Here is a 22,178-nt window from a genome sequence, read left to right as displayed (position 1 = left end):
CTAATCAACCGAAAGTGGGCCCGTATGTCCTTTACTCTGGCTATTGTTGGCCGTCCAAATGTTGGAAAATCCACGCTGTTCAACCGTTTGGTGGGGCGCAAGCTCGCTTTAGTGGACGATCAGCCGGGGGTGACGCGAGATCTGCGTGAAGGCGAAGCGCGTTTGGGGCATTTGAAATTTACCGTGATTGATACGGCCGGATTGGAAGAGGCCACAGATGAAAGCCTGCAAGGGCGTATGCGCCGCTTGACAGAGCGGGCGGTCGGCATGGCTGACGCTTGCCTGTTTATGATTGACGCCCGCGCAGGTATCACGGCCACAGATGAGGTGTTTGCCGATATTTTGCGCAAGAAAAATGCGCATGTATTTCTTGCCGCCAATAAGGGCGAGGGCCGCGCGGCTGATGGTGGGGTCATTGAAGCCTATTCGCTGGGACTGGGTGAGCCTTTGCGCTTATCTGCGGAACATGGCGAGGGCATGAGTGAACTGGCGACGATGCTGGCCCCGCTGATTGATGCCGCTGAGGAGAAAGCCAAGGAAGAGGCTCCGGAGGTGGATATTGATTTGCCAGAGGGCGATGAGCAGGAGGAATATCGCCTGCCAACCGTGCAAAAACCGCTGCAAGTTGCGGTCATCGGACGGCCAAATGCGGGGAAATCTACGCTCATCAATAAAATCTTGGGTGATGATCGCCTATTGACCGGACCCGAGGCCGGCATCACGCGGGATGCGATTTCGTTGACCCTGGATTGGGGCGGCGTTCCGACGCGGATTTTTGACACCGCCGGAATGCGCAAAAAAGCCAAGGTGCAGGCCAAACTGGAAAAACTATCGGTCAGCGATGGGCTGCGCGCGGTAAAATTTGCCGAGGTTGTCGTGGTTTTGCTCGATGCCGATATTCCTTTTGAGCAGCAAGATCTTCGGATTTCGGATCTGGCAGAACGCGAGGGCCGCGCGGTAGTATTGGCGGTAAATAAATGGGATCTTGAGCCGGAAAAACAGGCGAAACTCCGCGTGCTGCGCGAATCTTTCGAGCGGCTTTTGCCCCAGTTGCGGGGCGCGCCTTTGGTGACGGTATCCGCCAAGACTGGCAAAGGGCTTGATAGGTTGCAACAGGCGGTGATGCGGGCGCATGAGGTGTGGAATCGCCGTATCCCCACAAGCCATCTCAACCGCTGGCTGGCTGGCATGGTTGAGGCGCATCCGCCCCCGGCGCCCGGCGGGCGTCGGATAAAGCTGCGCTATATGACCCAAGCAAAAACGCGGCCACCGGGCTTTGTCGTGATGTGTTCCTATCCGGATAAAATCGCAGAAAGCTATTCGCGCTATCTCGTGAACGGGCTGCGTGAAGATTTCGACATGCCGGGCACGCCGATCCGGGTGTGGATGCGCGGGCAGGGCGATCAGAACCCCTATAAGAACAAAAAGAAATCCACGCCATCGCGGTTGCGAAAGCATTTGGACAAAAAACCCTTTAAATAGGGTTTTTGCCAGATCTTAGCGGCTATGCCTTGAATGTTGCGGCTTAGAGCAACTGCGCTGACATGCTCTAAGCTAGGGTTCCGTCTGCGGCGATCTTGGTGGCATTGCCCATGTGGGGGCGTAATACTTTCGGGATAGCCACAGAGCCATCGGCCTGCTGACCATTTTCCAGCACAGCAATTAAGCACCGCCCCACCGCAAGGCCCGAGCCGTTCAATGTATGAACGAACTCTGGCTTTCCGCCGCCTGCGGGGCGAAAACGCGCATTCATGCGGCGGGCCTGGAAATCTCCGCAAACCGAGCAAGAGCTGATTTCGCGATAAGCATTCTGTCCGGGCAACCAAACTTCGATGTCATGGGTGCGCCGGGCACCAAAACCCATATCTCCAACGCAAAGCGCAACGGTGCGATAGGGTAATTCCAAGCGCTCCAATATCCCTTCGGCGCATTTGGTCATACGGTCAAGCTCCGCGCGGGAGTGATCAGGATGGGTGACAGAGACCATCTCCACCTTTTCAAATTGATGCTGGCGCAGCATCCCCGCGGTGTCGCGCCCCGCGCTGCCGGCTTCTGACCGAAAACACAGAGAATGGGCCGTATAGCGGCGTGGCAGCTGGGTTTCGTCTAGGGTTAGGCCGGCGACGATATTGGTTAAGGTCACTTCAGAGGTTGGGATCAGCCACCAGCCATTGGTGGTTTGATAACTGTCTTCGGCAAATTTCGGCAATTGCCCGGTGCCACGCATGGCATCATCGCGCACCAGGACGGGTGTATTGGTTTCGGTCAAACCATTTTCATTGACATGGGTGTCGAGCATAAACTGCGTCAATGCCCGGTGCATGCGTGCGATGGCACCTAAGAGAATTACAAAGCGGCTACCGGATATTTTTCCTGCGGTTTCAAAGTCTAAACCGGCTTGAGTGGCGGACAGCTCAAAGTGTTCTTTCGGTGCAAACTCAAAGCTCGCCGGCGTGCCCCAGCTGTTAATTTCGACATTATCGGCTTCATCGGCCCCATCGGGCGTGTCCTCAAAGGGCAGGTTGTCAATGCCCATCAGCATATCTGTCAGGGCCTCGTCCTTAGCCTTGGCCTGCTCGGTTAGATGGATCACTTGCGCCTTTTTTTCACTGACCAAGCCGCGCAGCCGCTCGAATTCGGCCTCATCACCTTTGGCCTTGGCGGCGCCAACCTGTTTGCTAGCGCTGTTAATTTCAGCTTGAGCGGCCTCTGCTTCTTGGATGCAAGCCCGGCGTTCTGAATCCAGAGCTAGGATCTGAGACGAGACCGACGCTTTGCCACGGCGCGCGAGGGCGGCATCAAAGGCAGCGGGGTTTTCGCGGATCGCACGGATGTCATGCATCTCTTATCTCCTAAATCAAGAATCACTCGCCTGTTTATGCCGAAACCTGAGCGGAGGGTCACGGGACAATTTTACCATTTGGTCGTGGGGTGAAATGGCGCCGCAACACTGGTTGAAGCAGCGCTTGCAAAAAAACGGCAAACTTACCAGCAGGACGCCTACAGTACCTTGCAAAGTGGCCCCCTAAACCATAGGTTCTGCCAGAACTTGCGGCGCGGTGCCGTGTGACGAAATATATGGGGTCATTATGGACACTTTAAGCACATTCATGTTTCCGATGCTCATCATCGGTATTTTCTATTTGTTGGTATTCCGCCCGCAGCAAAAGAAGATGAAAGAACATCAAAACATGGTGAACAGCCTGGCCAAAGGCGATGAGGTCGTGACGGCCGGCGGCTTGATCGGTAAAGTGACGAAAGTCAAAGCGGACAGCAATGAAATTGAAGTTGAGCTTGCCAAAGACATACGCGTGAATGTGGTACAAGCCACCATCGCCGATGTGCGCAGCAAGTCCAAGCCTGCCAGCTAAACCCTTCAGCGCGTTAAGACAGGCCTGAGGCCGGGAGCTAAGAGATGTTGCATATCGAAGGTTGGAAGCGGGTCGTGATTTGCGCGACCTGCGCGCTTGGTCTCCTTTTTGCCCTGCCCAATGGCTTCTACGGCCAAGTTGAATCTTACAATGATGCCCAAGAGGCGGGGCAGGAGGCCACAGGCTGGCCGTCTTTCCTTCCGTCTGGGTTGGTCAACCTCGGACTTGATTTGCGGGGTGGCGCGCATTTGCTCGGCGAGGTGAAACTCGCGGAAGTCTACACCACTCGGCTTGAGGGCTTCTGGCCAGAAGTGCGCAATGCCCTGCGCAACGAGCGCGCGACGATCGGTGCGATCCGCCAGCAAGAGGGCGGTGCGGGCGAGCTGGTGGTGCGTATTGGCAATCCTGAACAAATGGATCGCGCCATAGAAGTGGTGCAAACTTTGGCGCGCCCTGTGACCTCCCTCACCGGTGGGATGACAGATGACATTGTCGTGACGGCTCTTGGAGATAATTTGATCGTCACCCTGTCAGAGGCCGAAAAATTGGCCACTGATGAGCGGACCATGGCGCAATCGCTGGAGATTATTCGCCGCCGGGTGGATGAAGCGGGCACGCGCGAGCCGACCATCCAACGCCAAGGCAATGATCGGATCCTGATCCAGGTGCCTGGACTTGGTTCGGCGCAAGAGCTCAAGGATCTGATCGGTGTCCCTGCGCTTTTGACGTTTCAAACTGTCGTTGGCCAGACGAGCAACCCAAATGGGGCAGCCGGTGTGGGCAATGAGCTGGTGCCTTCAGCGAATAACGAAGAGCTTTATTATATCTTGAGCCGCAGTCCCGTGGTTACAGGCGAAGAGCTGACCGACGCACAGCCCTCTTTTGATCAAAACGGCCGCCCGGCGGTAAACTTTCGTTTTAACACATCGGGCGCACGGAAATTTGGGCAATACACCAGCGATCATATTGGAGATCCCTTTGCGATTGTCTTGGATAATGAGGTGATTTCTGCCCCGGTTATTGAATCGGCCATAACCGGCGGTTCGGGCATCATCACTGGGAGTTTTGATGTCGCGGAAAGCACGCGCCTGGCCACCTTGCTGCGCGCCGGCTCATTGCCTGCGAGCTTGGAGTTTCTTGAAGAGCGCACGGTGGGGCCGGAATTGGGCCAAGACAGTATTGATGCCGGAAAAATCGCCTGTCTCGTTGGGTTTGCCGCTGTTTTGATCTTTATGTTCCTTTCCTATGGCACCTTCGGACTCTTCGCCAATATAGCGTTGTTGATCAATGTTGGGCTGATGTTTGGCCTTTTGTCCATGATCGGCGCCACGCTGACACTGCCGGGGATTGCGGGAATTGTCCTGACCATCGGTATGGCGGTGGATGCCAATGTGCTTGTATTTGAACGCATTCGCGAGGAATTGAAAACCGCCAAAGGACCAGCGCGGGCCATTGAACTTGGCTATGAAAAAGCGCTTTCAGCCATTGTTGATGCCAATATCACGACATTTCTGACGGCGGCCATCCTATTCATTATGGGGGCCGGCCCGGTCAAAGGCTTTGCAGTCACGCTGGGTCTGGGGATCATCACCTCTGTGTTCACAGCGATCTTTGTGACGAGAACTATGGTTGTGATCTGGTTTGAACGGCGCAAGCCAAAAACGCTGGAGGTTTAGGTGATGCGGTTAAGATTGGTGAAACGGCAAACAGCCTATGATTTCTTCGATAAGTGGAAACTTTGGCTCGGTCTGTCGGCATTGCTCGTGGTGCTGTCCATTGCCTCAACCGTGACCCAGGGGTTGAATTTTGGCATTGATTTCAAAGGTGGCACAACCATCCGCGCCGAGAGCAGCACGCCGATTGATGTGGCCGCATACCGCCAAACAATTGAGCCGCTCGCCCTTGGGGATGTGTCGATTGCAGAGGTCTTTGACCCCAGCTTCCGTGAGGATCAGCATGTGGTGCAAATCCGCATCCAAGCGCAAGACGGGCAGGAGGCCGTGGCCTCGGATGTCGTGGTGCAACTGGAAACCATCTTGCGCAGCATTGCACCCGATATTCGCTTTCCTTCCGTGGAGTCGGTGGGGCCGAAGGTCTCTGGCGAGCTGATTAAATCTGCAGTATTGGCCGTGGTTATCGCTATTGCGGTTGTGCTGATTTACATTTGGCTCCGCTTTGAATGGCAATTTGCGCTCGGCGCCGTGGGGGCTTTGGTGCATGATGTGATTTTGACCATTGGAATATTTTCAGCCCTGCAAATCAAATTTGACCTGGCGATTATCGCGGCCTTGCTGACCATCGTTGGCTATTCGTTGAATGATACGGTTGTGGTTTTTGACCGGGTGCGGGAAAACCTGCGTCGCTATAAGAAAAAAGACCTGAGCGAAGTGCTCAACCTGTCGATCAATGAGACCCTCAGCCGGACTGTTATGACCTCTGTGACCACACTTTTGGCGCTGATATCGTTGTTTGTGCTGGGTGGGGATGTGATTCGCGGGTTTGTCTTTGCGATGATTTGGGGCGTGGTGGTTGGAACCTATTCGTCGGTCTTTGTGGCAAGCTCTACGCTGCTGCGCCTGGGAGTGAAGCGCGATTGGTCTAAGCCCAGCAACACGGATGGCAATCAATTTGCCAATATTGATGCATAATGCAACTCTCTGAGATCACCTTTGCGACGGGCCGCCCTGTGGACGGCTATGGTCCGAACTTCTTTCGGGTGGCCGGTGAGGTCTTCGAAGGAAATTTGGCCATTCTGCCAAATTCTTGTGGCCCCTGGGCTGGGTTTGAGGATCCAAGCCCCTTTGTAGATGCGGCGAAGGATTTGGATGTGGTTTTCGTGGGAACCGGTGCGCAGATTGCGCATATTCCACCCAATTTTCGAGCGTCGCTCGAGGGAGCCGGGATCGGGGTCGAGATCATGAACTCGCCCACTGCTTGTCGCACCTACAATATTCTATTGTCAGAGGGTCGCCGGATTGGCTTGGCCCTGATCCCGGTCTAAGCGATGCTGCATGTCTCAAACCTAAGCGTGGCGCGCGGAGGGATGACATTGCTCAGCGGGGTCGATTTTGCGCTCAATGCTGGCCAAATTTTGGTGCTGCGTGGCGCCAATGGCCTTGGTAAGACCAGTCTGTTGCGGTGCATTGCGGGCCTACAAAACCCGGTTGAGGGGCAAATCACTGCACCGGAGACAGTGGCCTATTCGGGCCATGCTGATGGTCTTAAGGGTCAAATGACCGTGCTGGAAAATCTTGCGTTCTGGTCGTCTATCTATCACGGGCCGAGCGCCGAAGTGGCGCTTGATGCCTATGATCTGCATGCATTGGCCGACAGGCCAGCGGCCAATCTTTCAGCGGGGCAAAAGCGCCGCCTCGGTTTGGCGCGTATGCAGGTCAGCGGTTGTGCGCTTTGGGTCATGGACGAACCAACTGTGTCGCTGGACGCGGATAATGTGGCCTTGTTTCGCGCGGCGCTTGATCGGCATGTACAGAGCGGTGGTGCTGCTGTGATCACCAGCCATATTGACCTAGCGATCGCCTCAGCTAGGCTGCTGGATCTGACCCGTTTCAAGGCGCGCGGTCTGATGGGGAGCACGGCCTTTGAGGAGGCTTTGGAATGATCCACTTGTTTTTGCGCGATGTGGGCTTATCGGTACGGTCTGGCGGCGGGTTTGGTCTGGCGTTGATCTTCTTTTTGATCGTCGTGACCTTGATTCCCTTCGCGCTTGGACCAGACCAGAGCGCTCTTGCGGTTGTTGCGCCAGGCGTTTTATGGCTCGGGGCGTTGTTGGCCTGTCTGCTGTCATTGGATCGCATTTTTGGCCTCGATTTCGAGGATGGAACGCTGGATCTCCTCGCGACGTCGCCCTTGCCCCAGGAGGCAGTCTATATCGCCAAAGCTGCGGCCCATTGGTTAACCACGGGTCTGCCCTTGGCTTTGGCCGCACCGGTCTTGGGCGTCCTGTTAAACCTCGATTTTGAAATCGGTAAAATTTTAGGTCTGTCGCTTTTACTGGGCACTCCAGCTTTGAGCCTGATTGGAGCCTTTGGCGCGAGTCTTACCCTCGGCGTCAAACGCGGAGGTCTGTTGCTCTCGCTGTTAGTACTGCCGCTTTATGTCCCCAGTTTGATTTTTGGCGCGCAGGCGGTACGTTTGGCGGGGCAGGGGTTGGCCTATGATGGGGCTTTGGTGCTTTTATCGGCCATTTCTCTTGGGGCTGCGGCGATATTGCCCTTTGCATCCGGTGCCGCTTTGCGGATCAATCTAAGATGACGGGCCTATGCGCGTGAAGGGGTTTAATCGATGAATAACAGATCAATTGCACCGAAATTTTGGGACAGATTTTGGCGTTTGGCCAATCCCAAGGTCTTTATGGGCTGGTCTGGTCGGGCCCTGCCATGGGCTGCGGCTGCGGCAGGCTTATCTTTATGTTCTGGATTGATTTGGGGTTATTTTTTTACACCCGATGATATTCGGCAGGGCTCTACTGTGAAGATTATCTACCTGCATGTACCGGCCGCACTGATGGCGATCAACGGGTATTTGCTGATGTTTGTCGGGGCGTTGGTCTGGTTGATACGACGCCAACATGTCTCTGTGCTTGCGGCCAAAGCGGCGGCTCCTGTGGGCATGGTGATGACGCTGATCGCCTTGGCCACGGGCGCCATTTGGGGGCAACCGATGTGGGGCACCTATTGGGTTTGGGATCCACGGTTGACCAGCTTTCTGATCCTGTTTTTGTTCTACGTGGGCTATATCGCCCTCTGGGCGGCCATTGAGGATGAGGACACGGCGGCGGATTTGACCTCCGTCTTGGCAATTGTTGGAGCGGTTTTTGCGATGTTGAGTCGCTATGCGGTGTTATTTTGGAACCAAGGCCTACACCAGGGCACTACCGTGACCATGGCCGATGGGGCGCAGCAGGACAATATTTCCAACGTCTTTTTCCAACCGCTGCTCCTATCAATGGCGGGGTTTGGACTGTTGTTTTTGACATTGTTATTGATCGGCACGCGCACAGAGGTACGGTCGCGACGGTTGAAGGTATTGCAGGCACGGGAGCGGATGGAATGATGCCAGATTTGGGAAAATATGCGTTAGAAGTTAACAGTTCCTATGTGCTGAGCCTCTTGGCTCTTGCGGTGATCATTGGGCTTTATGCGAAGCGCAGCCGTGCCGTAAAACGCGACTTGGCGGCGATGGAGGCTGTTCACGATGCGTAAGCTGCTTTTGGCATTGCCGGTTGCGATCTTTGCAGTTTTTGTCGGTCTGGCCTTTGTGGGGATGCAGCGGGAGGATCCAGAGGGCTTGCCAAGCGCCATTGCAGGTCAGAAGGCCCCCAGCGTCCAGTTGGACGCGCTGGAAGGGCATGTGCCCTTTGCACAGGTGGATTTGACGACTGGCGGGGTCAAACTCGTCAATTTTTGGGCCAGCTGGTGCGCACCCTGCCGGGCAGAACATCCGACCTTAATGGAGTTCGCCGATCGCGGCATTGCGGTTTATGGCGTGAATTATAAAGATGATCCGGCCAAGGCGCGGGCATTTTTGGCCGAATTGGGCAATCCATACGCTCAGGCCGGCGCTGATCCTCAGGCGAAAATGGCGTTGGATTGGGGAGTTTATGGGCTGCCGGAAACCTTTGTTTTGGGCCCCGATGGCACTGTGATCATGCGTGTGACCGGCCCTCTGACGGAGCGCAACCTGCAAACGCGGGTGCTGCCTGCTTTGGCAGAGGCTGGGTTGGAGTTCTAGGAAACACCAATCTGTTTAAAGCATTATAGTGTGGAGCGCATAAAAAAGGCCCCGGTTTCCCGAGGCCTTTGTTCGTATACATCGACGCTTATGCGGCCTTAGCAAGGTTGCGCAGCACATAGTGCAGCACGCCGCCGTTTTCGATGTAGTCAATCTCAACTTCCGTATCAATCCGGCACTTCAACGTGATGGATTTCACAGATCCGTCGCCCATGGTGATTTCTGCGGGCACTTCTTGCAGAGGCTTGACCCCTTCTAGGCCGCGGATTGAAACGGTTTCATCGCCTTTGAGTCCAAGACTTTTACGGCTGTCGCCGCCTGTGAACTCAAACGGAATAACGCCCATGCCGACCAGGTTTGAGCGGTGAATACGCTCAAAGCTCTCGGCGATCACAGCTTTAACCCCCAAAAGCGCGGTGCCTTTCGCAGCCCAATCGCGGCTGGAGCCGGCGCCATATTGTTCGCCGCCAAAGATCACCAATGGGGTGCCTTGCGTTTGGTACGCCATGGCCGCATCAAAGATTGCCATTTGGCTGCCGTCTGGACCCAACGTATAGCCGCCTTCTACCCCGTCGAGCATCTCATTCTTGATGCGGATATTGGCAAAGGTGCCGCGCATCATGACCTCGTGATTGCCGCGGCGCGAGCCATAGGAGTTGAACTCGCGCGGGCTGACTTGGCGCTCGGTAAGATATTTTCCGGCTGGAGTTGTGTCTTTGAACGAGCCTGCTGGTGAAATGTGATCTGTGGTTATCATATCACCCAAAATTGCCATGACCTTGGCACCTTCAAGATTGGTGATCTTGTGGGTCTCCATAGTGATACCTTGGAAATAGGGCGGGTTTTGCACATAGGTCGAAGAGGTGGGCCAATCATAGGTTTTTTGATTGGTCACATCCACAGCTTGCCATTTCTCATCACCTTTGAACACATCGGCATATTTCGACACAAAGGCCTCGCGCTTTACGGTCGCTTCCACCATTTCGGCAACCTCTTGCGTGGTGGGCCAGATATCTTTGAGGTAGACGTCATTTCCATCGCGATCTTGGCCGATCACATCTGTGGCCAAGTTAATATCCAATGTACCAGCCAGAGCATAGGCGACCACCAGGGGCGGCGAGGCCAGATAGTTGGCGCGCACGTCAGGTGAAATGCGCCCTTCAAAGTTTCTGTTGCCCGATAGCACGGCAGTGGCAACGAGATCGCCCTCTGCAATGGCCGAGGAAATTTCGGCTTTTAACGGGCCGGAATTGCCGATGCAGGTGGTGCAGCCATAGCCAACAAGGTTAAAGCCAACGGCATCCAGATCTTTTTGGAGATCTGCCGCTTCGAGATAGGCCGATACTACTTGCGAGCCCGGGGCGAGGGAAGTTTTCACCCAAGGTTTACTGTCCATCCCCAAGGCTGCCGCCTTGCGCGCAACCAAACCCGCGCCAATCATCACATAGGGATTTGAGGTATTGGTGCAGGAGGTGATCGACGCGATCACAACTTTGCCCGATTCCATGGTGTAATCTTTGCCGGAGACTGGAATTTCCTTGCCCATGGGGCGTTTGAAAGTCTCTTCCATTTCGCGGCGGAAGGCATTTTGACCCTCGGTAAGTGCGACAAAGTCCTGAGGACGTTTGGGGCCAGATATCGCAGGCACGATCGTGCCCATATCAAGGTGCAATGTGTCGGTATAGATCGGCGCATAATTCTCATCGCGCCAGAAGCCATTTTCTTTCGCATAGGTCTCCACCAAGGCCACACGATCTTCATCGCGGCCTGTGGCATGCAGATAGCGGATGGTTTCGTCGTCAATTGGGAAAAAGCCGCAGGTGGCACCGTATTCCGGGGCCATATTGGCGATGGTTGCGCGATCTGCGAGGGGCAAATTGTTGAGGCCCGCTCCATAAAATTCCACGAATTTACCAACAACACCGCGTGCGCGCAGCATTTCCACCACTTTTAGGACCAAATCGGTGCCGGTAGTTCCTTCCATCATCGCCCCAGCCAGCTCAAAGCCGACAACTTCTGGGATTAGCATTGAGATCGGCTGGCCCAGCATGGCCGCTTCGGCTTCAATGCCGCCAACACCCCAACCGAGAACAGCAGCGCCATTGACCATAGTGGTGTGGCTGTCGGTGCCGACCAAAGTATCAGGATAGGCAACCTCTTGACCGTATTGGTCTTGGTCGGTCCAAACTGTTTGGGATAGGTATTCGAGATTCACCTGGTGGCAGATGCCAGTGCCGGGTGGAACAACGCGGAAGTTGTTAAAGGCCGATTGACCCCATTTAAGGAAGGTATAGCGCTCCATATTGCGCTCATATTCCCGATCAACATTCATTTGAAAAGCGTGCGGGGTGCCAAACTCATCAATCATGACCGAATGATCAATCACCAGATCCACTGGGTTCAGCGGGTTGATCTTTTCCGGATCCCCGCCAAGCGCCACAATCCCATCACGCATGGCGGCCAGATCAACCACTGCCGGCACGCCGGTAAAATCCTGCATCAAAACGCGGGCCGGGCGATAGGCAATTTCTCGCGGGTTTTTTCCGCCTTTTACGCCCCATTCGGCAAAGGCTTTGATATCGTCAACAGATACAGTCTTTCCGTCTTCGAACCGCAGCATATTTTCCAACACCACTTTCAGGGCGGCGGGAAGGCACGAGAAATCGCCCAAACCAGCGGCCTGAGCGGCGGGAATAGAATAATATGCGATGCTCTTGCTGCCCACATTTAGAGTGCGGCGCGTTTTAGCAGTGTCCTGCCCAACAACTACGGTCATGAAAATCTCCAGGATTGAAAGGATGTTGAGGCCTCTTATCAGCTCTGGCACTTGCGGATCAAGAGGTATCGCATACATTTGTATACCAAGGGCGGATTTTTCTAACATCTGTGAACGATTGATGGATTGGTCAGTTACAATTTGATGCTTTATGCTGATGAAAAATAACTTAGGAACCGACCCTTTTGCGCCGTATTGCTTTACAGATCCTTTGCCTCTTCATGCTGATTGTCCCCAATTTCGGCTATGGGCAGAATACGCTGGTGGTGGTTGAGCTGTTCTCCTCCCAGGGCTGCTCTTCCTACCCACCGACGGATGAATATTTGTTCGGAGCTCGTCTAGCAAAGGGATATCATCGCACTGGGATGGCATGTGGATTATTGGGACTATATCGGCTGGGCAGATAGCTTTGCTCATCCCGATTTTACCGAGCGTCAAAAAGCTTATGCGCAGGCGTTGGACGAGCGGATGATTTTTACGCCACAATTTATCGTCAATGGGGTCGAAAGCTCTTTTGGCGGCCAAAGCGCGGAGGTTGCGTCTTTGATCCAGAAATATGCGCAACTGGTACCGGGGGCAGAGCTTTCCATTCGGCGGATGGGGGCCTCTTATGAAATTACTTTACAAAACGTTTATTATTCCAGTCCCTATGATGTCTATCTTGTGGGTGTTTCACCTTTGGAGACTGTCGATATTCATAGTGGGCAGAATGCGGGGCGTCGGGTAAATTATGCCAATATTGTGACCGAATGGCACAACTTAGGCCTCTGGGACGGCCTACGGCCCACCACGTTTGAAACTGGGGTGCTGGGGGGGCGTTATATTGTTTTGTTGTAATATCAGGACAATGGTGAGATTTTCATTGCCTATTGGGTAAATTAACGGCGCATGTGGCAGGAGCCTTTTTGGGGCTTAATCTGTAGGCGGGCAATATTTCCAGCGCCGATGGATCCAAAACCAATTCCCCGGATCGGCATGCACCCGCTCTTCTAGCGATTGTGTCGCCTCGCGTGTCATTGTCTCTGCATCGCTGTGCTCAATGGGGGCGCCGATCTCAACGCTAAAGCTTTCCCCATCGCGATTGCGCATTGAGAAATAGGGCACAAATAGTGCTTTGGTCTTCAGTGCGAAACTCGCCGCTGTCACCGAGCAATAAACTGGGCGCCCCATGAAATTCACCGCAATGCCATGGCCGACGGCCAGGTCGAGCAATAAGACAAGCGCTGTGCCGGTTTTAAGGGATTTCAACATGGCCAAGGTGCCGTGTTTGTCTGCTTCAAAGACGCGGCCACCGCGCCCGTTGATGTCGAGCATGCGCTTATATTGCACATCAAAATAGGGATTAGCCATGCGCCGAACCATGCCACCCACCTTGAGCCCATGTTTGAAAAGTGCGGCGCGGAAGGCTTCATGATTCCCAAAGTGCCCGGAGAAAAACATGATCGGGCGGCCCTCTTTATGGGCCTGCAGGACAGCCTCAAGGCCAGCGCCATGCAGCTTTATGTCAGGATTTTGTACTTGGAACTGCTTGGGAAACATATTTTCCGTGAAGGTGCGTCCGGCATTGTCTAGCACCTGATTGGCAATCTGCAATTTTCGCATTTGGGGAATATCGGGGTAAATCAGGTCGAGGTTATCCATAACCCGCTTGCGATACCCGAGCATGCGGCCCAAAAAACCGCGCAGCCAGGCGCCAACGCAGCGATTTCGCAGCCTGTAGGGCACCAGCCACATCGCGCCAAAAAAGGCCATAATAGCCAGATATTCGAGCTTTTGGCGCAGTGTTCCTCGCGGTTTGCCAGTTTTAGCCATTGTCGTCCTGAGCTTGGATGAGCCTCTCACGATACCACACATATATTCCAGCACTTACAATAACAAGCGCGCCAGAGAGGGTGAAGCCATCTGGTATCTCGCCAAAGAGCAACAGTCCGAAGATCACGGCAAAAAGTAGCCCGGCGTAGCCATAAGGCGCGATATCGCTGGCTGGCGCTGCGGCGAAGGCACGGATCATCAGCAAATGGCCCAAAATGCCAAACCCGACGAGAGCCGCCACCACAGGCAGTGCGGCTAGGGCAATGGGCTGCCAAAAGAATGGCACCAGCAGCGAGGAGAACAGCATGCCAAAGACGCCTTGTAAGAATAATGCGGTCCAAGGCCCATCGCTGCGTACAAAACGTGTTGCCAGCGCATAGACTGTGAAACCGATCGCTCCCAGTATAGGGAATGCGGAGGCCGGTGCCATGACAGAGGATCCCGGTCGGATGATCAGCATCGCTCCAAGAAAGGCGGCGGCTATTCCAAGGATGCGGCGGCGACCGATTGTTTCGCCCAAAACCAAAACCGCGCCCAATGTCACCATCACCGGACCAAGTTGGATCAAAGCTGTGGCATCCGCAAGTGACAAATAAATTATACCCATAAAAAACATATAGCTGCTGAAAGTCGTGGCCAATCCGCGGACCATATGCAGTTTGATATGCGCGCTGGTGAAAACTGGATGCCGAGCAATCAGCAATCCTGCACCAACCAAGAGGGCCTGTGAGACAAAGCGCAGCCAGACGATTTGCGCCACCGGGATACTATGGCCTAAGATTTTGGTCATGACATCCATTGAGGCCATGCAGAACACCCCTGCGACCATAAGCGCAGCACCTTTTTGCGCGGCAGTTAGGGTCATTGCGGTGCTAACGGGAGACCAACGCCGATCATACTGTCGCGCGTCACCCAAGTGGCAAGCGCCTCTTCGGAGAGGCCAAAACTGTCTTCCGGCTGGGCTGGTATAACGATGTAGCGCATATCTGCGGTGCTGTCGTGCACCCGCACTTGCATCTGCTCGGGAAGACTCAGGCCAAATTCTAACAGAACTTTGCGAGGTTCAATCACAGTTCGAGATCGATACGCCCGCGATTTATACCAGTCTGGCGGCAGGCCCAGCAGGTTGCGCGGATAGCAAGAGCAGAGTGTGCAAACCACAACGTTATGCACCTCGTTGGTATTTTCCAGCGCGATCAAATGCATCGGGCCAATGTCAAATCCCATGGTGCGACTGGCCTCTCCTGCATTGTCAAGCAGGGCTGCCTTGAATTCAAGATCCACCCAAGCCCGGGCCACGACTCGCGCGCCATTGGCGGGGCTGCGGCTATCCATTGCGTTGATCTGCGCGTGGATTTGCGCAGCGGTCAGATGCCCTTTTTCGATGAGCAATTCGCGCAAGGCTATTTCCATCACCTGCCAATAGCTGAGGCCCGTGTCGTTATCAGCGCGATAGGGATGGCCAGAGGGGGACAGGCCTTCATGACTGTGGTCGTGGTGATCATGCGGCATTAAACAGGCTCCAACCAATGGGCATAAATTTCCGCTTCAATCACATCCTCACCCCGTTCGGCTCGCGCGCCCCATATTTCTGCCATATGAAAGCGAACGCGGACCAGCTCACGCTGCGGACCGGCTTGGCGATAGGCACTTTCTTCGGGATTGTTAAATAGGCCAATGCGCCGTTCAATATGCCCGATTTTACCGCGCAGATAGGCCGGCGTGCGGATATGGCCCGGCGGCCAATGGGATTTGACGCGCACTTTCATGAGGCCGCGCCATAGGTTATTCCTCGGGCGCGCACTTCGGCCATTTTCGCGCCCAATTCTTCTGTGGTCACAGCACCGGCTTCCACCATGTTTTGTGCGACGGATGCGATCCAACGTTCATAATATGTCATGGTTTCATAAGCATCTGGGCCCATATCTTCCAATACGCGGCGCAGGCTGTCGGTGGTCATCAGCCCGGCGGCAGAGGTGAGCACCATCAAGGCGTCTACTCTTTTTTCCCAAAGGGCAAAATCATGTTCGTCTGGATTGATAGGCCCGGCAGGATCTCCGCCCATATCATGCCAGCGTTTTCCAAAAAATTCTGTCATCCCACGAAAATAGGCGCGTGGTCAAACTTTGTCCAGCGCTGGAAATGCTCCCCAGGCTCACATCGGCGCAGAGGGCTTTCGGTTTAGGCGCCGAAGACGCGGGTGAAAATAGTATCCACATGTTTCGTGTGGTAGCCAAGATCGAATTTATCTTCGATTTCTTCCACAGACATGGCAGCCGTGACTTCTGGATCGGCTTTCAATTCTGTCAAGAAATCTACACCTTGCTCCCAGACCCGCATCGCATTGCGTTGCACGAGGCGGTAACTATCTTCACGGCTCATGCCTTTTTGCGTCAGTGCCAGCAAGACCCGCTGAGAATGTACCAATCCGCGAAACTTATTCATATTTGCGATCATATTGTCTGGATAGATTACCAATTTATCAATCACACCGGTCAGGCGGGCGAGGGCAAAATCAAGGGTGATGGTGGCATCGGGGCCGATGGCCCGCTCTACGGAGCTGTGTGAGATATCCCGCTCATGCCACAGGGCCACGTTTTCCATCGCCGGCACCACGGCCATCCGCACAATGCGCGCCAAACCGGTGAGGTTCTCGGTTAGAACCGGGTTGCGCTTATGCGGCATGGCGGAGCTGCCTTTTTGACCTTTGGAGAAAAATTCTTCGGCTTCCAAAACTTCGGTGCGCTGCATATGGCGAATTTCAATGGCGATATTCTCAATGGAGCTTGCGACAATGCCGAGCGTGGCAAAGAAGGCTGCGTGACGATCGCGCGGGATGACTTGTGTGCTGATGGGTTCTGGTTTCAGCCCCAATTGCGCGCAGACATGTTCCTCGACGGAAGGGTCTATATTGGCAAAGGTGCCAACCGCGCCAGAAATCGCGCCAGTGGCGATCTCATCACGGGCCCGGCGCATGCGCTCTAGGTTGCGATCCATTTCTGCATAAAACCGTGCGAAGGTCAGTCCCATGGTCACAGGTTCGGCGTGGATGCCATGGCTTCGGCCAATCCGAACGGTGTCTTTATGCTCCAGCGCGCGGCGCTTGAGTGCGGCCAGCAAAGATTCAATATCCGCAATTAGAATATCGGCAGCTCGGGTGAGCTGCACGTTCAACGTGGTGTCCAAAACGTCGGAGCTGGTCATGCCTTGATGTACAAAACGCGCCACATCTCCGCCGATAATATCGGATAGATGGGTCAAAAAGGCGATTACGTCGTGTTTTGTGACCGCTTCAATGGCATCAATTTTCGCCACGTCGAACTCTACATCTTTCGCTGTCCAAACCGCATCGGCATTGGCCTGCGGAATCACGCCCAATTTGGCCTGTGCATCACAGGCATGTGCTTCAATTTCATACCAGATGCGGAATTTCGTTTTGGGTGACCAGATATCAACCATTTCAGGGCGGGAATAACGTTCGATCATAGGATCATGGCCTCGTGAGTTGGGAGCGTGTGGCTGCCTCTTAGACTGCCGCGCGCGTGGGTTCAAGCGCAGCCGCCGGGTTTGATTGCACTGCAAGACCTGCTAGGGAAGGCTATGATATCCAAGAGCGCCGCACCCCTGCCAAAACTGCCATTTAGCCTTGATGACTTTATGGGTCACAGCTGGGGTATCACTCGGCAAATCTTCGATCACCATCAAGATACTCCGGTACAATTCAAGGGCCAGTGCCGCATTGCAGACGGCTGGTATCATGAAACTGGGCAGCTGATTTTGGCGCATAGCCCAGCTCTTGCCAGCAGCCGGCGCTATCGCTGGCACCCCGATGCGGCCGGTGGCATTGATGTCTTCTTTGAGGATGATAGATTCTTCCACCATATTGATTTGGTACAAAGCAGCCCGACGGCGCATCATCTTTGCCCGCCGGATGAATATCATGTGACCTATGATTTTGCGCACTGGCCTGATTGGACGGCCTATTGGCAGGTGACCGGACCGCGCAAGAGCTATGATATGCGCTCCTGTTACCGCAAAACGCACAGATGAGGCCTTGCGAAGGGTTGGTGACAAAGGCTAAGTCATAGCTGCAAAACAAAAGGAAATTTAACATGACCACACAGACCCCGTCTTTGACACTGGCAGAGGCTATTTTTCCGCAAACCGGCCTAGCGCTGCGGGTTAAGCAATTGGTTTTGGTCGTAGCAGGCATCGCCGCTTTGGTCCTCGCCGCGAAAATCAAGATTCCGATGTTCCCAGTTCCAATGACCATGGGCACTTTTGCTGTTTTGAGTATTGGTGCGGCCTATGGCGCACGCTTGGGTCTGGCAACGATTTTGGGCTATATGCTGATAGGCGCATTGGGCTTTGACGTTTTTGCCCGCTCCAGTGCAGAGGTCTCTGGTCTCAGCTATATGATGGGCAGTACGGGCGGTTATTTGGTTGGTTATGTTCTCGCCGTCGTGGCCCTAGGTGCTATGGCGCGCAAGGGTTGGGACCGGGCGCGGGGCAAAATGGCCCTGGCCTTGGTGCTCGGCAATGCGCTCATCTATGTGCCTGGCCTGATTTGGTTGACCGTGCTTTACGGCCTGGAAGCGCCTATTTTATCCTGGGGTTTGACGCCATTCTTGCTGGGAGATGTGGTGAAATTGGCCCTCGCGGCGCTCTTGTTGCCAGCGCTTTGGAGCCTGGTGGGCCGCGCGCGCAAGTAACGGGTTTTGACGTTCAGTCATATAAGGGCGCGGCTTCGGCGGCGCCCTTTTCATTTGGCAGGCGGGCTTTTGGTCTAAGCCTGCGCCCCCATCAGCGCCGGATCAAATGGATAGGTGGTCAGATTTTCAAACCCATCGTCGGTAATCAAAACCTGATCTTCCAACTTGATGGAGAAATCTCCGCCCTCGGGCGAGACCAAAGCCTCCACACATAATACCATGCCCGCTTCCAACTCATATTCAAACGCGCCATCCACCAGATGATCGGGATAGGCAATCAAGGGCCATTCATCGCACAGGCCAACACCATGCATCAGGCAGCCGTATTTATGTGCTTGATATTGATTCTCAAGGCGGTGGCAATTTTCAGACAGGCTGCGCATTGAAACGCCCGGGGCCAGCATGCTCATATTACTTTGAATATGTTCATAGGCATGTTGCATGGCCGCGACCATATCGGGGCGGGGGGCTTGATTGCCAATCCACCAGCTGCGGGAGATATCCACGCAGATGCCATAGCTGCCGATGAGATCGGTATCAAAGCTGATTATCTCATTGTTTTGCACCAGGCGTGGTCCGCATTCTTGAAACCAAGGGTTGGTGCGTGGACCAGAGGCCAGGAGGCGTGTTTCAATCCACTCGCCGCCGCGCCGAATATTTTCCGCATGCAGCACGGCCCAAATGTCATCTTCGCTCATCTGTCCGCCGGGCACCCCAGCACGAGCGGCTTCTTCCATTGTGCGCACGGCGGTCTCGCAGGCATGGCTGGCGCAGCGCATCGCTTTGATCTCATCTGGCCCTTTGATCACGCGGGCCTTCTCGGTCAGCTCTTCGCCCTCAGATACTTCAAACCCTTTAGATTCCAGCGCTCTGAGCCCGACCATCATGATTTTATCAACCGCCAGGCGCATATTGCCGCCGCCATGGCTGCGGACCAAATCATAGACTTCACCGGCAAAGGCCTCTGCCGCCAAATGGGCCATATCCCCACGGTCAAAATAGAAGAAATCTGCTCCAGAACGCTGCTCGCGCACCAGCGGATTGAATTGCGAAAGAAAGGGCGAATTTTTATAGTCCCACATGACCATATAGCCATCGGCGCAGACGATCAGTGCACGAAATGGGTTATGGGTGTTCCAGAGCTGCATATTTGTACTGTCACTGGCATAACGGATGTTCAGCGGGTCAAAAACCACCAAGGCCCCATAGTCGCGGGCCGTGACCCCTTGCACCAGCCGGTTGTGACGAAAACGGCGCATCTGCTGCAAATCAGGCAGCACAAGCCCGGCGCTCGCCCATTCGTCAAACGCCAGTTTTGTTGGGCCAATCTCGGTTCGATCCATATCATTGGGGGTGTTGTCGCCGGTCATTGCGCCGCGGATGGGGTCAATCTTGCGGTTCTCGCGGAATGGTTCAATCATTAAAACGCTCCTTTCATGCGCAAGATTGCGTTCGCAGCGTGCCTGTGTCAGGTTTATTTGCGACATCTGTTTTCACAATTCCCGCAAGCGAGGCGGATTTTATGCCAGAAATTTTACAAAAAAAGATTCCCTATGATGTGTCGGAACATAAGAAATTACCGGGAATGTTGCCTCTGGCGGAGGATGGTTGGCTGATTGAAGATGAGGCTTATGCGGCGCAACTGGCCGAGCGGGACCGGCTTTTGCAGGATTCTCCAGACAATGTATTTACCGACGCCGGCGCCTCTGCTGAGGCAAAACAGGAGGTCTTGGATGAAATCTTAGCGCAATTGCGCCGCCGTCCCTCATATCGCGTCGAAGCAACGATGGTGCAGCGCCCAGATGGGGTGCGCGTGCCGCTGGCTGGCGATCCGCTTCTCAACGCGGCGCGTTTGGTGCAAGAAGACCTTTGCCTACACGAAAAGCGTGGCGGCGAGCATGTCTTGACCGCGGCCGTGATGTGTTTCCCGGCCAGCTGGACTTTGCGCGAAAAAATAGGTCGCCCATTAAGTGCAGTACATCGGCCGGTGGAGGAATATGACGCGGATGTGGCCAAGCGGGTGCAGCGCTTGTTTGATGGGATAAGAGCTGGACGCCCCATGTGGCGGTTCAATGTGCTGGAGTATGTGCGACCTGATTTGTTTCAACCACGCAGCGAAACCGATCCGCGCAGTGGAGATGAGGATTATGGCCGTGGCGCGTATATTCGCTCTGAGCATCAAGCTCTTGTACGTCTGCCGCGAACTTGCGCGGTCTTGTTTTCAATTCATACATATTTGATCAAAAAACCGGCCCAGTCCGGCACTTGAGCTGCGCAGGCAAAAAAGGCGCCCAAATTTGGACGCCTTTTTTGTTTGTTAGCTATGAAACGCATTTAACAGCTGTAATACATGCCAAATTCAACGGGGTGAGGTGTGTGCTCGTAGTGAAGAACCTCTTCCATTTTAAGGTCAATATACCCTGCGATTTGATCCTCTGTGAACACACCGCCGGCGGTCAAGAAGCCCATGTTCGCTTGCAGCGCGTCCAGCGCTTCGCGCAGGGAGCCACAAACAGTTGGGATATCGGCCAGCTCTTCTGGCGGCAGGTCATAGAGATCCTTGTCAGATGCTTCACCGGGGTGAATTTTATTTTTGATGCCATCAAGCCCTGCCATCAGCAAAGCGGCAAAGCACAGATAGGGGTTTGCGGCCGGATCTGGGAAGCGCGCTTCAACGCGCTTGGCTTTTGGCGACTCGGCCCATGGGATCCGAACGCAGCCAGACCGGTTTCGTGCAGAATAGGCGCGTAGAACAGGGGCTTCAAAGCCAGGGATCAGGCGCTTGTAGCTGTTGGTCGATGGGTTGGTGAAGGCGTTCAAAGCTTTTGCGTGCCGCAAAATGCCACCGATGAAATACAGCGCCTCATCCGAAAGATCGGCATATTTGTCGCCCGCAAACACAGGCTTGCCATCTTTCCAGATGGACATGTTCACATGCATGCCGGTGCCGTTGTCACCTGCGATGGGTTTGGGCATGAAAGTCGCTGATTTGCCATAGGCGTGGGCGACATTGTGAATGACGTATTTATATTTTTGCAGCTCATCGGCCTGGTGGGTCAAAGATCCGAAGATCAGGCCCAGTTCATGTTGGCAACTCGCGACTTCGTGATGATGCTTGTCAACTTTCATGCCCATCCGCTTCATCGTTGATAGCATTTCGCTGCGGATGTCTTGCGCGTCATCAATGGGGTTCACGGGGAAATAGCCGCCTTTGATGCCGGGACGGTGGCCCATGTTGCCAACTTCATAGTCACTGTCTGTGTTCCACGATGCATCAACTGCATCAACTTCATATGATACTTTATTGATTTTATTTTCAAACCTAACATCATCAAACAGGAAAAATTCCGCTTCTGGACCCATATAGGCCACATCGCCAATGCCCGAAGAGATCAGATAGGCTTCCGCGCGCTGCGCGCATCCGCGCGGGTCACGCGCATAGCTTTCGCCGGTGTCCGGCTCCACCACGGTGCAGTGAATGCAGATGGTTTTCTCCGCGTAGAATGGGTCGACATAGGCGGTGTCGACGTCCGGCATCAATTTCATGTCGGATTCTTCAATGGATTTCCAGCCGGCGATCGACGAGCCGTCGAACATAAAGCCTTCTTCCAAAAAGTCTTGATCGACTTGGTCAGCGCACACGGTGACGTGCTGCAGTTTTCCGCGCGGATCCGTGAAGCGAATGTCCACATATTCGATGCCTTCATCGGCGATCTTCGATAAAAGAGCTTGGCTCATGGATTGTCTCTCCTTCAG

At 54.4% G+C, this 22,178-nt stretch carries 24 protein-coding genes; 14 read left to right on the top strand and 10 right to left on the bottom strand.

The genetic code is table 11. The features are described 5' to 3' along the window. Positions 1-24 precede the first annotated feature (24 nt). On the top strand, positions 25-1,482 hold the full coding sequence (der, locus tag ABLW18_RS11130; RefSeq protein WP_347824875.1) for a ribosome biogenesis GTPase Der: 1,458 nt from the start codon (positions 25-27) through the stop codon (positions 1,480-1,482). Positions 1,483-1,549: 67 nt separating this feature from the next. Here the strand turns inward: der and serS are convergent, their stop codons facing one another. After that, positions 1,550-2,842: a serine--tRNA ligase gene (serS, locus tag ABLW18_RS11125; RefSeq protein ID WP_347824874.1), complete on the bottom strand. Its 1,293-nt coding sequence runs from the start codon at positions 2,840-2,842 to the stop codon at positions 1,550-1,552. A 247-nt stretch (positions 2,843-3,089) separates the two neighbouring features. Between serS and yajC the strand changes: the two genes are divergently transcribed. From yajC to ABLW18_RS11080, 9 genes are read left to right on the top strand one after another with little or no spacing between them, the layout of a single operon-like run. Then, positions 3,090-3,371 carry a preprotein translocase subunit YajC gene (gene yajC / locus ABLW18_RS11120; RefSeq protein WP_271858085.1) on the top strand — a complete coding sequence of 94 codons (282 nt, stop codon included), beginning with the start codon at positions 3,090-3,092 and terminating at the stop codon, positions 3,369-3,371. Positions 3,372-3,415: 44 nt separating this feature from the next. Further along, positions 3,416-5,047 (top strand): protein translocase subunit SecD, encoded by a 1,632-nt coding sequence (secD, locus tag ABLW18_RS11115; RefSeq protein ID WP_347824873.1) that lies wholly within the window; start codon positions 3,416-3,418, stop codon positions 5,045-5,047. A 3-nt stretch (positions 5,048-5,050) separates the two neighbouring features. After that, on the top strand, positions 5,051-6,019 hold the full coding sequence (gene secF / locus ABLW18_RS11110) for a protein translocase subunit SecF (RefSeq protein WP_347824872.1): 969 nt from the start codon (positions 5,051-5,053) through the stop codon (positions 6,017-6,019). Then, entirely contained in the window at positions 6,019-6,372 is a 354-nt protein-coding gene (locus ABLW18_RS11105) for an Mth938-like domain-containing protein (RefSeq protein ID WP_347824871.1), read from the top strand. The genes secF and ABLW18_RS11105 overlap by 1 nt, the downstream gene beginning before the upstream one ends. Before the next feature lie 3 nt (positions 6,373-6,375). Next, a complete protein-coding gene (gene ccmA / locus ABLW18_RS11100) occupies positions 6,376-6,990 on the top strand; it encodes a heme ABC exporter ATP-binding protein CcmA (protein WP_347824870.1) in 615 nt (204 codons plus the stop codon). Further along, positions 6,987-7,643 carry a heme exporter protein CcmB gene (gene ccmB / locus ABLW18_RS11095; RefSeq protein ID WP_347824869.1) on the top strand — a complete coding sequence of 219 codons (657 nt, stop codon included), beginning with the start codon at positions 6,987-6,989 and terminating at the stop codon, positions 7,641-7,643. The genes ccmA and ccmB overlap by 4 nt, the downstream gene beginning before the upstream one ends. 30 nt (positions 7,644-7,673) lie before the next feature. Beyond that, the gene (gene ccmC / locus ABLW18_RS11090) at positions 7,674-8,444 is read left to right on the top strand and encodes a heme ABC transporter permease CcmC (RefSeq protein ID WP_347824868.1); all 771 of its coding nucleotides are present in this window, start codon (positions 7,674-7,676) and stop codon (positions 8,442-8,444) included. Further along, on the top strand, positions 8,441-8,593 hold the full coding sequence (ccmD, locus tag ABLW18_RS11085) for a heme exporter protein CcmD (RefSeq protein ID WP_347824867.1): 153 nt from the start codon (positions 8,441-8,443) through the stop codon (positions 8,591-8,593). Before ccmC ends, ccmD begins: the two co-directional genes overlap by 4 nt. Next, complete coding sequence (locus ABLW18_RS11080; RefSeq protein WP_347824866.1) at positions 8,586-9,122, top strand: DsbE family thiol:disulfide interchange protein; 537 nt, start codon at positions 8,586-8,588, stop codon at positions 9,120-9,122. The genes ccmD and ABLW18_RS11080 overlap by 8 nt, the downstream gene beginning before the upstream one ends. 88 nt (positions 9,123-9,210) lie before the next feature. Here the strand turns inward: ABLW18_RS11080 and acnA are convergent, their stop codons facing one another. Continuing rightward, positions 9,211-11,898 carry an aconitate hydratase AcnA gene (gene acnA / locus ABLW18_RS11075; RefSeq protein ID WP_347824865.1) on the bottom strand — a complete coding sequence of 896 codons (2,688 nt, stop codon included), beginning with the start codon at positions 11,896-11,898 and terminating at the stop codon, positions 9,211-9,213. A gap of 351 nt (positions 11,899-12,249) precedes the next feature. Here acnA and ABLW18_RS11070 point away from each other — a divergent pair, with 351 nt between their 5' ends. After that, positions 12,250-12,735, top strand: a complete 486-nt coding sequence (locus ABLW18_RS11070; protein WP_347824882.1) for a DUF1223 domain-containing protein — start codon at positions 12,250-12,252, stop codon at positions 12,733-12,735. Between the two features lie 75 nt (positions 12,736-12,810). Here ABLW18_RS11070 and ABLW18_RS11065 read toward each other — a convergent pair whose 3' ends face one another. The 6 genes from ABLW18_RS11065 to purB all read right to left on the bottom strand — a co-directional run bounded on the left by ABLW18_RS11065 (position 12,811) and on the right by purB (position 17,196). Further along, entirely contained in the window at positions 12,811-13,710 is a 900-nt protein-coding gene (locus ABLW18_RS11065) for a lauroyl acyltransferase (protein WP_347824864.1), read from the bottom strand. Then, positions 13,703-14,575, bottom strand: coding sequence for a DMT family transporter (locus ABLW18_RS11060; protein ID WP_347824863.1), 873 nt, complete (start codon positions 14,573-14,575; stop codon positions 13,703-13,705). The genes ABLW18_RS11065 and ABLW18_RS11060 overlap by 8 nt, the downstream gene beginning before the upstream one ends. Then, a complete protein-coding gene (locus ABLW18_RS11055; protein WP_347824862.1) occupies positions 14,572-15,222 on the bottom strand; it encodes a nitrile hydratase subunit alpha in 651 nt (216 codons plus the stop codon). Before ABLW18_RS11055 ends, ABLW18_RS11060 begins: the two co-directional genes overlap by 4 nt. Then, entirely contained in the window at positions 15,222-15,479 is a 258-nt protein-coding gene (locus tag ABLW18_RS11050) for an SH3-like domain-containing protein (protein WP_347824861.1), read from the bottom strand. The genes ABLW18_RS11055 and ABLW18_RS11050 overlap by 1 nt, the downstream gene beginning before the upstream one ends. Continuing rightward, complete coding sequence (locus ABLW18_RS11045; protein ID WP_347824860.1) at positions 15,476-15,808, bottom strand: ScnB-like protein; 333 nt, start codon at positions 15,806-15,808, stop codon at positions 15,476-15,478. Before ABLW18_RS11045 ends, ABLW18_RS11050 begins: the two co-directional genes overlap by 4 nt. Before the next feature lie 83 nt (positions 15,809-15,891). Then, positions 15,892-17,196: an adenylosuccinate lyase gene (gene purB / locus ABLW18_RS11040; protein ID WP_347824859.1), complete on the bottom strand. Its 1,305-nt coding sequence runs from the start codon at positions 17,194-17,196 to the stop codon at positions 15,892-15,894. 114 nt (positions 17,197-17,310) lie between these two features. Here purB and ABLW18_RS11035 point away from each other — a divergent pair, with 114 nt between their 5' ends. Further along, the gene (locus ABLW18_RS11035) at positions 17,311-17,760 is read left to right on the top strand and encodes a DUF6314 family protein (protein WP_347824858.1); all 450 of its coding nucleotides are present in this window, start codon (positions 17,311-17,313) and stop codon (positions 17,758-17,760) included. Between the two features lie 62 nt (positions 17,761-17,822). After that, the gene (locus ABLW18_RS11030) at positions 17,823-18,422 is read left to right on the top strand and encodes a biotin transporter BioY (RefSeq protein ID WP_347824857.1); all 600 of its coding nucleotides are present in this window, start codon (positions 17,823-17,825) and stop codon (positions 18,420-18,422) included. Positions 18,423-18,496: 74 nt separating this feature from the next. Here ABLW18_RS11030 and dddP read toward each other — a convergent pair whose 3' ends face one another. Then, positions 18,497-19,843 carry a dimethylsulfonioproprionate lyase DddP gene (gene dddP / locus ABLW18_RS11025; protein ID WP_347824856.1) on the bottom strand — a complete coding sequence of 449 codons (1,347 nt, stop codon included), beginning with the start codon at positions 19,841-19,843 and terminating at the stop codon, positions 18,497-18,499. 101 nt (positions 19,844-19,944) lie between these two features. Here dddP and ABLW18_RS11020 point away from each other — a divergent pair, with 101 nt between their 5' ends. After that, positions 19,945-20,691 (top strand): DUF3445 domain-containing protein, encoded by a 747-nt coding sequence (locus ABLW18_RS11020; protein ID WP_347824855.1) that lies wholly within the window; start codon positions 19,945-19,947, stop codon positions 20,689-20,691. Between the two features lie 65 nt (positions 20,692-20,756). Here the strand turns inward: ABLW18_RS11020 and glnA are convergent, their stop codons facing one another. Next, entirely contained in the window at positions 20,757-22,160 is a 1,404-nt protein-coding gene (gene glnA / locus ABLW18_RS11015) for a type I glutamate--ammonia ligase (protein WP_347824854.1), read from the bottom strand. Positions 22,161-22,178: the final 18 nt, after the last annotated feature.

The sequence above is a fragment of the uncultured Planktomarina sp. genome, assembly GCA_943788425.1.
Classification (GTDB): Bacteria; Pseudomonadota; Alphaproteobacteria; order Rhodobacterales; family Rhodobacteraceae; genus Planktomarina.
This window is presented reverse-complemented; position numbering and strand designations above follow the sequence as displayed.